Source organism: Methylococcus sp. EFPC2, from assembly GCF_016925495.1.
In the GTDB taxonomy this organism is placed as follows: Bacteria; Pseudomonadota; Gammaproteobacteria; order Methylococcales; family Methylococcaceae; genus EFPC2.
Genome location: NZ_CP070491.1, coordinates 3,614,320 through 3,626,647, shown reverse-complemented (window position 1 = coordinate 3,626,647; position 12,328 = coordinate 3,614,320). Strand labels below are relative to the sequence as shown.

The 12,328-nt window shown below is 63.0% G+C and carries 13 protein-coding genes; 4 read left to right on the top strand and 9 right to left on the bottom strand.

What is annotated here, in order from left to right:
- Positions 1 to 36: 36 nt before the first annotated feature.
- The 7 genes from JWZ97_RS15475 to JWZ97_RS15445 form a co-directional block, all read right to left on the bottom strand.
- Positions 37 to 297 (bottom strand): hypothetical protein, encoded by a 261-nt coding sequence (locus JWZ97_RS15475; RefSeq protein ID WP_205431051.1) that lies wholly within the window; start codon positions 295 to 297, stop codon positions 37 to 39.
- Positions 298 to 442: 145 nt separating this feature from the next.
- Positions 443 to 1,396, bottom strand: coding sequence for a tRNA 2-thiocytidine(32) synthetase TtcA (gene ttcA / locus JWZ97_RS15470; RefSeq protein ID WP_205431050.1), 954 nt, complete (start codon positions 1,394 to 1,396; stop codon positions 443 to 445).
- Positions 1,386 to 2,603 carry a beta-ketoacyl-ACP synthase I gene (gene fabB, locus JWZ97_RS15465; RefSeq protein ID WP_205431048.1) on the bottom strand — a complete coding sequence of 406 codons (1,218 nt, stop codon included), beginning with the start codon at positions 2,601 to 2,603 and terminating at the stop codon, positions 1,386 to 1,388. Before fabB ends, ttcA begins: the two co-directional genes overlap by 11 nt.
- Positions 2,604 to 2,616: 13 nt before the next feature.
- Positions 2,617 to 3,132 (bottom strand): 3-hydroxyacyl-[acyl-carrier-protein] dehydratase FabA, encoded by a 516-nt coding sequence (gene fabA / locus JWZ97_RS15460; protein WP_205431046.1) that lies wholly within the window; start codon positions 3,130 to 3,132, stop codon positions 2,617 to 2,619.
- A gap of 68 nt (positions 3,133 to 3,200) precedes the next feature.
- Positions 3,201 to 5,189: a transglycosylase SLT domain-containing protein gene (locus JWZ97_RS15455; protein WP_205431044.1), complete on the bottom strand. Its 1,989-nt coding sequence runs from the start codon at positions 5,187 to 5,189 to the stop codon at positions 3,201 to 3,203.
- Complete coding sequence (locus JWZ97_RS15450) at positions 5,186 to 5,584, bottom strand: rhodanese-like domain-containing protein (protein ID WP_205431042.1); 399 nt, start codon at positions 5,582 to 5,584, stop codon at positions 5,186 to 5,188. Before JWZ97_RS15450 ends, JWZ97_RS15455 begins: the two co-directional genes overlap by 4 nt.
- 81 nt (positions 5,585 to 5,665) lie before the next feature.
- Positions 5,666 to 6,589, bottom strand: coding sequence for a DMT family transporter (locus JWZ97_RS15445; protein ID WP_205431040.1), 924 nt, complete (start codon positions 6,587 to 6,589; stop codon positions 5,666 to 5,668).
- Between the two features lie 425 nt (positions 6,590 to 7,014).
- On the opposite strand from JWZ97_RS15445, the gene JWZ97_RS15440 reads away from it, so the two are divergent.
- The gene (locus JWZ97_RS15440) at positions 7,015 to 7,620 is read left to right on the top strand and encodes a DVUA0089 family protein (protein ID WP_205431038.1); all 606 of its coding nucleotides are present in this window, start codon (positions 7,015 to 7,017) and stop codon (positions 7,618 to 7,620) included.
- Between the two features lie 138 nt (positions 7,621 to 7,758).
- Here the strand turns inward: JWZ97_RS15440 and JWZ97_RS15435 are convergent, their stop codons facing one another.
- Positions 7,759 to 8,379: an NTP transferase domain-containing protein gene (locus tag JWZ97_RS15435; protein WP_205431036.1), complete on the bottom strand. Its 621-nt coding sequence runs from the start codon at positions 8,377 to 8,379 to the stop codon at positions 7,759 to 7,761.
- 121 nt (positions 8,380 to 8,500) lie between these two features.
- On the opposite strand from JWZ97_RS15435, the gene JWZ97_RS15430 reads away from it, so the two are divergent.
- Positions 8,501 to 8,737: a CDGSH iron-sulfur domain-containing protein gene (locus tag JWZ97_RS15430; protein ID WP_205431035.1), complete on the top strand. Its 237-nt coding sequence runs from the start codon at positions 8,501 to 8,503 to the stop codon at positions 8,735 to 8,737.
- A 15-nt stretch (positions 8,738 to 8,752) separates the two neighbouring features.
- Positions 8,753 to 9,076 (top strand): exosortase system-associated protein, TIGR04073 family, encoded by a 324-nt coding sequence (locus tag JWZ97_RS15425; protein ID WP_205431031.1) that lies wholly within the window; start codon positions 8,753 to 8,755, stop codon positions 9,074 to 9,076.
- 27 nt (positions 9,077 to 9,103) lie between these two features.
- Here JWZ97_RS15425 and argH read toward each other — a convergent pair whose 3' ends face one another.
- Entirely contained in the window at positions 9,104 to 10,492 is a 1,389-nt protein-coding gene (gene argH / locus JWZ97_RS15420) for an argininosuccinate lyase (RefSeq protein WP_205431029.1), read from the bottom strand.
- A gap of 193 nt (positions 10,493 to 10,685) precedes the next feature.
- Between argH and pgi the strand changes: the two genes are divergently transcribed.
- The gene (pgi, locus tag JWZ97_RS15415) at positions 10,686 to 12,326 is read left to right on the top strand and encodes a glucose-6-phosphate isomerase (protein WP_205431027.1); all 1,641 of its coding nucleotides are present in this window, start codon (positions 10,686 to 10,688) and stop codon (positions 12,324 to 12,326) included.
- The last annotated feature ends 2 nt before the right edge of the window (positions 12,327 to 12,328 follow it).

The following is a 12,328-nucleotide window of genomic DNA, read 5'->3' as shown; positions in this document are numbered from 1 at the left end:
CACCCTGCCGGGTATCCGCCCTACTTCGAGCTGGGGTTATTTCTTGGGCGCGCCGGGTTTGACTTCGATATTGGTCGCCGACATCGTGTATTCCACCGTCACTTTCGATCCTTTTTGCAAATCACCTTTAACCGGCGTGCTGGCAGATTTGGCGATTTCCCACTTTTCCTTTCCCTTTTGCACGACGACGGCGGTGTCGGTGATCTCCACGACCGGGCCGGTCACCTGGTAGGTTTTGCCCGCGAACGCGGGAGCGGTAACGATCAGAGCGAGGATGAAACCAAGTAGTTTGTTCATAGCGCTTACCCCTCGTTTTTCCATGGTTGTGGAGTCGGCACGATAGGACTTTCGCCGCGGCGATGCAATCCACTTGACCTATCGGTCGCTCCTACCGGTATCCTTCCTGTCGAGTCGAAAAGCCTCGCTATTTCAAACTGCGCCCTCAGGCGCCGAGGATGTCGAGCCCGTCTGACTCGTCCGCCGCCGACTCCGCGGCGCCGCCGCGCAGGGATTCCAGGTTGGCGAAATCGAACAGGGTGCGGTCGGCCAGTTGCGAAGGAGCAACGCTTTGCAGCGCGGAAAAGATGGAGTCCAGCCGGCCCGGCGTTTTCTTTTCCCACTCCTTGAGCATTTCCTTCATCGCTCGGCGCTGCAGGTTTTCCTGCGAGCCGCAGAGATTGCAAGGGATGATGGGGAAGTCGCGGATGCGCGCGTAGGCCTCGATGTCGCGCTCCTTGCAGTAGGCCAGCGGACGGATGACGATGTGCTTGCGGTTGTCGCTCAACAGCTTGGGCGGCATGGCCTTGAGATTGCCGCCGTGGAACAGGTTGAGGAAAAAGGTCTCCAGGATGTCGTCGCGATGGTGGCCTAGAGCGATCTTGGTAACGCCGTTATCCGACGCGTAACGGTAGAGCGCGCCGCGCCGCAGACGCGAGCATAGCCCGCAGGTGGTCTGGCCCTCGGGCACCACCCGTTTGACCACGCTGTAGGTATCCTGCTCGATAATGTGGTAAGGCACCCCGATGCCGGCGAGATATTCCGGCAACACGTGCTCGGGGAAGCCGGGCTGCTTCTGGTCCAGGTTGACGGCGACGATGTCGAAGTACACTGGCGCGTTCACCCGCAGGCTCAGAAGGATGTCCAGCAGGGTGTAGGAATCCTTGCCGCCCGACAAACACACCATCACCTTGTCGCCCTCGGCGATCATGTTGAAGTCGGCGATGGCCTCGCCGACCAGGCGACGCAGGCGCTTCTTCAACTTGTTGTATTCGAAGCGCCGCCGCTCGCTCAGGCCTTCGGGCCGGTAGTGGGCGGGGGGCGTGAATACGATGGGGTGTTCGGCGATCGCCCCGCCCGATTCGGGCGGAGCGGATCGCGCGGCGGCCTTATCCGGCATAGCGCTGGAAGATCAGGGTGGCGTTGGTGCCGCCGAAACCGAAGCTGTTGGACATGACGGTGTCGAGCTTGGGGTTGTCGATACGCTGGCGCACCACCGGCACACCATCGGCCTGCGGGTCGAGCTGGGTGATGTTGGCCGAGGCGGCGATGAAGCCGGCTTCCAGCATCAGCAGCGAGTAGATCGCCTCGTGCACGCCCGCTGCGCCCAGGGCATGGCCGGTCAGGGACTTGGTCGAGGCGATGGGCGGAATGTGGTCGCCGAAGACTTCACGCACCGCCTGCAACTCCTTGAGATCACCGACCGGTGTGCTGGTGCCGTGGGCATTGATGTAATCGATCGAGCCCGCGGTGGTTGCCATGGCTTGCAGCATGCAGCGCACCGCGCCTTCGCCGGAGGGCTGCACCATATCGTAACCGTCCGAAGTGGCACCGTAGCCCACCAGTTCGCCATAGATCTTCGCGCCGCGCGCCTTGGCGTGCTCCAGTTCTTCCAGCACCAGCACCCCGCCGCCGCCGGAAATGACAAAGCCGTCGCGGGTCTCGTCGTAGGGGCGCGAGGCCGTTTCCGGAGTGTCGTTGTACTTGGAGGACAGGGCGCCCATGGCGTCGAACAGCACCGTCATGGTCCAGTGGATTTCCTCGCCGCCGCCGGCGAATACGATGTCCTGCTTGCCTAGCTGGATCTGTTCGGCACCGCTGCCTATACAGTGGGCGCTGGTGGCGCAGGCCGAGCTGATGGAATAGTTCACGCCCTTGATCTTGAAAGGCGTCGCCAGGCAGGCGGAGTTGGTGTTGGACATGGAGCGAGGCACCATGTAGGGGCCGACCTTCTTCACGCCTTTTTCCCGGAAACTGTCCCAGGCCAACAGCATGTTGCCCGTGGACGGACCACCCGAGCCCATGATCAGACCGGTGCGCGGATTGGAAACGTCGTCCGCCTCCAGGCCGGCGTCAGCGATGGCTTCCTGCATGGCCAGATAGTTGAAGGCCGCACCATCGCCCATGAAGCGGCGTATCTTGCGGTCGATCAGCTCGTCCACGTCGAGCCGAATGGGGCCATAAACATGGCTGCGGAAATTCAGCTCGCGGTATTCCTCGCTGAGCGCCAGGCCTGAACGGCCCTCGCGCAACGCGTCGGTAACTTCATGCTTGTTGTTGCCCAGGCTGGACACGACACCCAGGCCGGTAACCACTACTCGTCTCATCTCGGCAACTCCCTCAGAAAGCGTCTGTGGAAGTGAAGAGGCCCACCCGCAAGTCGACCGCCTCGTAAATTATCTTACCGTCGCACTCCATCTCGGCGTCGGCGATACCCATGACCAGCTTGCGCAGTATCACCCGCTTCAGGTTGATACGGTAGGTCACCTGTTTATGCTGCGGCAAGACCTGGCCGCGAAACTTCACTTCGCCCACGCCCAGCGCCCGGCCTCGTCCCTGGCCACCCATCCAGCCCAGATAGAAGCCGACCATCTGCCACATGGCGTCCAACCCCAGGCAGCCCGGCATGACGGGATCGCCCTGAAAATGGCAGCCGAAAAACCACAGATCGGGCTGGATATCCAGTTCGGCGACGATGAGTCCCTTGTCGTGGGTGCCGCCTTTCGAGTCGATATGGCTGATGCGGTCGAACATCAGCATGGGGGGCAAGGGGAGCTGGGCATTGCCGGGGCCGAACATTTCACCCCGGCCGCACTGTAGCAATTCGTCCCGGGTGTAGCTGTGCTGCTTTTGCATTGTAGTTATAGTTTCCTGGAGCGCGCGCTGATAAAAGGCGACCATTATCCCTCAGCCGGAGAATAAATTCAGTACGTTCCCTTCTCACTTTCGCATACCGGCACCGCCGCCACCCGATCCGGCTTGGCGTTCGCCCCGTTTCCCGGCCGCACGTCCGGCAGCCAGGACGTGATGCGCGCCGTCGGCAATCCCAGCCTCAACTGGTAGGCGGCGGCGTAGGCCACGATGGCGCTGACGTATTGCCGGGTTTCTGCGATCGGGATGGTTTCTATCCAGATGTCGGCCGGCATCGGCGCAGAAACGGGCAGCCAGCGATCGACCCGGTTAGGCCCCGAATTGTAACCCGCCGCGGCCAGGGCGAAATGGCCGAAGCGGTCCAGCAGACCGCGCAGATACGCCGAACCATAGCGCAGATTGCGTTCCGGCTCGAACAAGGCGTCGCCGCCGGGGAGTTTTTCGTTGAAGCGACGCGCGAGTTGTTCGCCGGTGGCCGGCATCAACTGCATCAGACCGCGCGCCCCGACCGACGAGCCCGCCCCCGGATCGAAGGCGCTTTCCCGCCGGATCAGGCCGTAGAGGAGAGCCGGATTCAAACCCTGCAGAGTGGCCTGCTCCATCACCGCCGGTTTAAAAGCCAGCGGGAAGCGTAAAGATAAATCGTCCCAGGCGCCGGACTTGGCGGCCGCGCTGATAGCCAGGGCGTCCCAGCCCCATTGCTGGGCCAGCTTGGCCGCGGCCAGTTGGTCGGCTTGCCCCAGCGACCGGAGGGTGAAGGCAAACTCCGCGCGCGCTTCGCCGTCGCGCCCCAGCGCGCGCCACTCGGCTATGGCGACCAGGGCCTCACTGGAAAGCAGGCGTTGCGTCACGGACGCATCGACATCGGCGGGACGGTCGACTAGAGGATACGGCTGGCCCAGGCGGTCTGCGGCCAGATAGCCGTGGAAATCGCGCTCGACCGCCGCCTGCCGGTACAGATCGGCGGCTTCCGCGCCGCGACCCAGGGCTTCCAGCGCCCGACCGTGCCAGTAGCGCCATTGCGCCTGGCTTTGCTCCTCCTGCGACATCAAGGACAAAGCCTCGAGTACGCCGACCCAATCCTGCTGGCGCAAAGCCGCCCGCACCCGCCAGGCGCGCGTCTGCGCATCGGCGTGCGCCGGCGGCACGGCAAGCAGATACGCCGTGGCCTGATCGTAGCGATCGGTGGCCAGATTCGTCGCCAGCTTGCGGTCCAGCCGCGCACGCGTTTCGGCATCCAGAGGAAAACGGGGCTGATTCAGGGCCCAGGCGGCCTGCGCCAGCAGCGGCTCTTCCGCGGCCAGCCGCTCGATGCCGTGGACGAACACCCTGGCGCTCACGGCATCGGGCCGCTCACTATGCTGGCAGGCGAGAACCAGCCTGGGATGGTCGTGAACCTGATGCAGCAAGGCCGCACGCTCGCGCTCGCCCGGCGGCAACAGCGCTTCCAGTTGAGCAGCCAGAGCCCCGTTGTTCTTTAGCAGGGCCAGACTCAAGCGCTTCCAGATCTGCCCGTTATCGAAACCGGGGCCGGTCCGCCAGGCGGCGAACAGCCTTTCGCACAGGGCGGGACGCGTCTCGCCGCTGGCCCAAAGCTTTTCGGCACCGGCATAGGCCTCCGCGGCCCGGCCTGACTGCAGCAGCGCCAGGTTATGGGCGCATTGCAGGGCCGGCTGCTCGGTGTCGCGGTAATAGCGCTCGAAGGCGGCCCAGTCGCCCGCATTCGCCAGCTTTTCCAGCCAGCGGGCGCGCAGGATCTCGGTCTGCCGCGTCCAGGGATAACGGTCTATCGCTTCCGTTGACGCGGTATCGTCCAGAGAAAGCGCCGTGCGCTTGGCCTTGAGCCAGGGATACAGAGGATAGCCGCGCAGGGCTTCGATCAACTTGTCAGCCTCGTCCAGCCGGTTCTGCGCAAGAGCCTCCTCGGCCTTGGCGAACAGAGGACGCTGCGCCTCGAACTCGGCTCGCGCGGCCGAGCCGAAGAGCAACGCCAGCACCAGCGTCGCCCCCCAGATGGCACGACTTCGCCGGGCGTGGCTCAATTCTGCTCCCAAGGCAAGCCATAAAAGCGCCACCCGCCCAGGGTGCCGCGGTGCTTGTCGGCATCCAGGGGGCCTTCGAAACCTTCGTCGATATTGCTCAGATCCAGATAACCCGCAGTCGCCAGCGCCTTGGCCGCATCCAGCGAACGCTGGCCGCTGCGGCAGAGCAGGAAAATGGGCGTGTCGGGATTGGCGATGCGCTGGCGCACCTCGTCGACGAAATTCGGATTGGGCTTCCAGTCCGGCGCATCCTTCCAGGGAATATTGACCGCCCCCTTGGGATGGCCGACGAAGGCGAACTCGATGCGGTCGCGCACGTCCAGCAGCACGGCGTTGGGTTGGGCCCGCACCGCGTCGTAGGCCTGCTTGGGATTCAATGTTTTGATGAGCGACATGGGCTTTCCTTGGTGAGTGGATTCGACCGGTTCATTCTACCGCTAGGCGCGTCCGCCGGAATCTTCGCGCCAACCGACCCTTCAATTTTTTCCGCGGCCGGCCCACAGCACACCGGCGATGACCAGCAGCGCGCCCAAGCTTTGCTCCCGGCTCAGGACTTCGCCCAGGAACACATGGGCCAGGGCGATGGTCGCCACGGGGCCTAGGCTGCCGACCAGGGCGGCCCGGCTGGCGCCGATGCGCTGTATGCCCAAGGACAACAGCAGGGACGGCAGGACGGTCGAGAAGATCGCCATGGCGAGAGCCAGCGCGTAAACCGGCGCATCCACGAACAGGGCCGAGAGCGGACGCGTCAGCGCGAACTGGACCAAACAGGCTCCGCTCGCCGCCGTCATCGCATAGGCGGTGAAGCGGGTGGCGCCCAATCTGGCGATGACCCCGTGACTGCCCAGGAGATAAAGCGCGTAGGCGACCGCGCTGCCGAAAACCAGCGCGGCGCCGAGGATCAGATCGGCTGATCCGGTCGTGATCTGCCGATAGACGACCAGCGCTATCCCGATATAGCTGAGGACCAGCGCGACGACCTCCCGTCCCGCTATCGCGCGCCCCAGCATCAGCCAGGACAGCAGCACGACCAGAGTGGGGTAAAGAAACAGTATCAAGCGCTCGAGACCGGCGGAGATGAACTCGAGGCCCCAGAAATCCAGCCAGCTCGCGAGGTAATAACCCAACAGCCCGAGACCGATCACCGCCCATCCGTCCGCGGCGGATATCCCGCCAGCCCCGCCTGCGGGCCGGCGCCACAAGGCCATGAGCAGAAAAAACGGCAGCGAAAACGCCATGCGCATGGCCAGTAGCGTCACGGCATCGACCTGATGGCCATAAGCCAGCTTGACCAATACGGCTTTCGCCGAGAAACCGAAAGCGGCCAGGGCCACGAGCAGACTGCCACTCAAGGGGGCACTGTCGACTAAGCGGCGGGGAGGGAGATGGACGGTGGTCATGGAAGCCTCGCTGTCTGGCGCGGGCCCCGACCGGACATAACCGACTGCGGCTGGCCCGCAGTGGTTAAGTTGGCACGTCTGGAAGAACTCAGCTCAACTCGCCGCGGCTTCGGGTAGCAACCCAAGGCCACAGTCGGAATGCAAAGGACACGAAAATGTTCGAGCGGATGTTCATGGGAGACAAACTACCATTGAGGGCGAAAACAGTTCAATATCTCGGACGCCGGCTTCGCCCCTGCCCGCGAACCGTTCGACTTGTAAAGTCTGCGTTACAAAGCGCCCGGTCATAATCGTCAATTTATTGACTTATAAAGAAAAATACTAGTGGCATCGTGTTTGCTTGACTAGCGGGCTCAGCAGGGCGAGGCCAGCGCACAGCCCATGAGTGTCTTCAACCAGCCATAAATTTTAAGGAGCTACACCTCATGAATATGAAATCGCTTGCCCTGGCGACGAGCCTGCTGGCGTTCGGCCTGGGTGCCGCCAACTCGGCGCAGGCCGCCGTTTCCTATGAAGATCTGACCAACGACAACTCATCGCCAACCCTGGAAAATTCGCAGTTCCTGGGCGATCTCGACATTAACGAAAGCGTCAATTTGTTCGGCGTCCGCGGCAGCGTCAACGTATTCGGCGTACAGGTCAACGACGACGACAGAGCGGATTTTTATAGTTTCACTGCCGGTGCCGGCCAACTCCTGACCATCGAGGTTCACACGCCGGATGGCCCCCAACTCAATGACGATCCGATCGTGGGCTTGTTTTCTGACGATGGCACCTTGTTGGAGTTCGCCGACAATGGCGGCGCCGGTTATGACTCCCTGCTGACGTGGACCACACCCGCCTTCGGAACTTATTTCGTGGCGGTCAGCGGTCACGGCGACTCAGGCTTCAATTCTGGAGACGGCGACACGGACTTCTTCTACAACCTGACCGTAAGTTCCACGGCGCTCGTTCCTGTGCCGGCCGCCATTTCCCTTTTCGCGCCCGGTCTGCTGGGTCTCGCCGCGTTCGCCCGCAAACGTCGGGCCTAGCCGCGACCACGGTATAGCCCGTCGCACACGTGTAGAGGCCCCGCATCGTCGGGGCCTCTTCCGTTTCGGCCAACGGGAATGTCAACCTGGAAGACAAAGGAACTCGGCACCCCCAGGGGCATTTCGAATCGATGGACCCTAGGCGTACTCGCGACCACTCGATCCCTCGGGCAAATCGGCCGGAACGTCCACGTCGCGCAGAATGCCCGGGTCTCGGCAAGCGATCGATCGCAACTGGTCGGCGTGCGCGCGCAGCAGGCTTTTCGCGCCTTCGTCGCCCTGCAGTGCCGCAAGCCGGGCTCCAAATTCGCGGCCGAAGCCGACCGGATGGCCGCGCCGCCCCTCAAACACCGGCGCGGCGATCGGAGCGCCCGACCGAAGGGCACCCGCGACGCTGCGTATCGTCTCGGGTTCGATCCAGGGCATGTCCGCCAGGGCGATGAGCCACCCGCCGGCTCCCCATGCATGCCGCACTCCGCAGGCCAGGCTGATCCCCATACCGCCCTCCGCCTCCGCGCAGACGACCACCTCCGCCCCCTCGGCCCGCAACCGTTCGGCCAGTTCGGATTCGCTGCGCACCGCGGCGACGACACGGCCTATGCCCAGCACCAGGTTGCGGCAGGCCTGCTGGGCCAGCCATAAGCCGTTCGGCAGGGACTGCTGCAACTTGTCCGCGCCGAAGCGGCTGCCGGAGCCTGCCGCCAGCAACAGACCGACCGGTACGGCCGGGACAAGTCCATTTATGGGTTCAGTGATCATGGAAGAATTTTGCTCTGCTTCGGCAGGCGTACGAACGGTTGACCAATGTACCTGTTGCCGCAATGACGCTTGCGCGTATCATCGCGCCCGCGTGACTTTCCTTTTCAACTGGAGAACGATGATGAGCGAACCCCTCTCGCCTCAAAAAGCCCCTTACGGAATCGAGTTGGAAGCCGGCAAGTACTGGTGGTGTGCCTGCGGCCGTTCGGCCAAGCAACCGTTTTGCGACGGATCGCACAAAGGCACGGAATTCACCCCGGTCGCCTTCGAGCTGACGGAAACCAAGCAGGTTTGGCTCTGCGGTTGCAAACACACCCACAACCGACCCTTTTGCGACGGTACTCACGCAAAACTGTGACAACCTGGAGAAAAAATGAAGCAATTTCGCACTTTGACCCTGGCGACCGCGTTCGCCCTGATGACCCTGGCTAGCGGCGCGCAGGCCGACTCCGCGCAAAAGTTCGGCCGCGGCCTGGCCGGCATGACCTGCGGTGTCCTGGAACTGCCCGGCAACATCGTCAAGGAAACGCGGGCCAAAGGCCCGATAGGCATACCCGTCGGCCTGGCCTTGGGCGTGGGCATGATCGTGACCCGCGAACTGGTCGGGGTTTACGAATTCCTCACCGCCCCGTTTCCCGTGCCACCCGGCTTTCGCCCTATCCTGAGCCCCGAGTATCCCTGGGACTATTTCAAATAAGTCCTCCCCCGCAGCGGCTGCGAGCGCCTAGGCCGCTTGCAGCCGCTTGCGCGCTTTCCCGGCCGCTTCCCGCACGCGTTTCGGCGCGGTTCCTCCGATGATGTCGCGGGCCGCCACCGAGCCTTCCAGGGTCAGTACCTCGAACACGTCGTCGGCGATGTGTGCAGAAAATTGCTGCAACTCGTCCAGCGCGATTTCCGAAAGATCCCGGCCGCTTTCCACCCCGAGACGCACGGCCTTGCCGACGATTTCGTGGGCGTCGCGGAAGGGCACGCCCTTGCGCACCAGATAATCCGCCAGATCAGTCGCGGTCGCATACCCCTTGCGCGCTGACTCCAGCATGGCGGCCCGTCGGGGCGCCACGTGCGGCATCATGTCGGCGAAGGCGCGCAGGCAGTGTTTGAGCGTGTCGACGGTGTCGAACAGCGGCTCCTTGTCCTCCTGGTTATCCTTGTTGTAAGCCAACGGCTGGCTCTTCATCAGGGTCAACAGGCCGACCAGATGGCCATACACCCGGCCGGACTTGCCGCGCACCAGTTCGGGCACGTCCGGGTTTTTCTTCTGCGGCATGATGGACGAGCCGGTGCAGAACTTGTCGGGCAGGTCGATGAAACCGAACTGGGCGCTGGTCCAGAGGATGAGCTCCTCGGAGAAGCGCGACAAATGCATCATGATCAGGCTGGCCGCGGCGGCGAATTCGATAGCGAAATCGCGGTCGCTGACCGCGTCCAGGGAGTTGGCCGAAGGACGCGAGAATCCCAGCAGTTCCGCGGTCAGCTCGCGGTCCAGCGGGTAACTGGTGCCTGCCAGGGCCGCCGCGCCCAGGGGCATGACGTTGACCCGCTTGCGGCAGTCGGCCAGCCTTTCGCGGTCGCGCTCCAGCATTTCGTTCCAGGCCAGTAGGTGATGGCCGAAGGTGATGGGCTGGGCAACCTGCAGATGGGTGAAGCCCGGCAGGATGGTATCCGCCTCGCGCTCGGCCAGGTCGATCAATGCAGTCTGCAGGCGGACCAGTTCGGACCGAATCAGGTCGATCTCGGCCCGCAAATACAGGCGCACGTCGGTCGCGACTTGATCGTTGCGCGAGCGGCCGGTGTGCAGCCTCTTGCCGGCGTCGCCGATGCGGTCGGTCAGCCTAGCCTCGATGTTCATGTGCACGTCTTCCAGTTGGACGGCCCAATGGAAGTCGCCGCGCTCGATCTCGTCGCGGATTTTTTCCAGACCCTTGACGATGGCCTCCAGGTCCTTAGGGGTGAGCAGACCGATGCGCTCCAGCATGGTGGCATGGGCGATGGAGCCCTGAATGTCGTAGGGCGCCAGGCGCTGATCGAAGTCTACCGAGGCAGTGAAGGCTTCGACGAAGGCGTCGGTCGACTCGGTGAAACGACCTCCCCAGGGTTTGTGTGCGCTGCTCATGTCGGATGCTCCGGAAACGTAAGATCGGCGGGCATTATAACCGCATCGCCCAAGCGGCCGGAGTCGCTCGGCGGAGCGCGCCTTGCATCGATCCGACATGATTTTCCATGGCGGGGTATTTTTCGTTACCCAGCCAAGGCTAAAATAAGAAGTTATCAAAAAACCATGCGCAACGAGCAAAGGACAACTGTCTATGCCTCAACTCACCCACAAGCCGGCTTGGTTGGCTCTGCAGGAGGAATTTCGGGAAACCTCCAAGCTGCATATGAGGGATTTGTTCGCTCACGAACCGGGGCGCTTTCAGCGTTTTTCCCTGCAGCTCGGCGATTTGCTGTTCGACTTTTCCAAGAACCGCATCACCGACCAGACATTCCGCATCCTCGTCGACTTGGCCCATGAGACCGATGTGAAAGCCCGGATCGAGTCGATGTTCCGCGGCGACCGCATCAATGTGACGGAAAACCGGGCCGTCTTGCATGTCGCCCTGCGCAACCGCTCTCAGCGCCCCATACGGGTCGACGGCCATGACGTGATGCCCGAAGTGAACCGCGTCCTGCAGAAGATGCGGCATTTCAGCGAGTCCTTGCGCTCGCACGAATGGCGAGGCTATACGGGCAAGCCCATTTCCAACGTGGTCAACATCGGCATCGGCGGCTCCGATCTCGGCCCCAAGATGGTGGTCAAGGCCCTGACCCCTTTCCACAAGGTCGGGCTGAAGGTGCATTTCGTTTCCAACGTGGACGAAGCCGACCTGATGGAAGTCGTCCGTGAACTGGATCAGGAAACCACGCTGTTCATCGTGGCCTCCAAGACCTTCACCACCCAGGAGACCATGACCAACGCGCATTCCGCGCGCGACTGGTTCCTCGCCAAGGCGCGCGACGAAGACGCCATCGCCCGTCATTTCGTGGCGGTTTCCACCAACGCCGAGCGGGTGGCGCAGTTCGGCATCGACACGGCCAACATGTTCGAGTTCTGGGATTGGGTCGGCGGACGCTACTCGCTGTGGTCGGCGATCGGCCTGCCCATCGCCGTAGCGATAGGCATGGACCACTTCGAGGAGCTTTTGGCCGGTGCCCATCAGGTCGACGAGCATTTCCGGGTCGAACCCTTCGAGCGCAACATCCCGGTGGTCATGGCTTTGCTGGGCATCTGGTACAACAACTTCTTCGACGCACAGAGCCAGGCCATCCTGCCTTACGATCAATATCTGGAGCATCTGCCGGCCTATCTGCAGCAGGCCGACATGGAGAGCGACGGCAAGACCGTCGACCTGGACGGCTGCCCCATCGATTACAGCACCGGCCCGGTGATCTTCGGCCAGCCCGGGACCAACGGGCAGCATGCGTTCTACCAGCTCATCCACCAGGGCAGCAAACTGATACCCTGCGATTTCCTCGCCGCCGCCCGCAGCCATCACGACCTGGGGGCGCACCACGCCATCCTGCTGTCCAACTTCCTGGCCCAGCCGGAAGCCATGATGCGCGGCAAGTCGCGCGACCAGGCGCGCGCCGAATTGGAAGAGGAGGGCGTCACCGGCGAGGTGCTGGACCGGCTGTCCATGGCGCGCGCGTTTCCCGGCAACCGCCCCTCCAACGCCATCCTCTACCGCCAGCTCGACCCGCACACTTTAGGGATGCTGATCGCACTGTACGAACACAAGATCTTCGTCCAGGGCGCGATTTGGAACATCAACTCCTTCGACCAGATGGGCGTGGAACTGGGCAAACAGCTCGCGCGCAGCATCCTGGGGGAGCTGGAAGACGACAAGCCGGTGGAAGGCCACGACTCGTCCACCAACGGCCTGATCAATCACTACAAACGACTGCGCTGAAA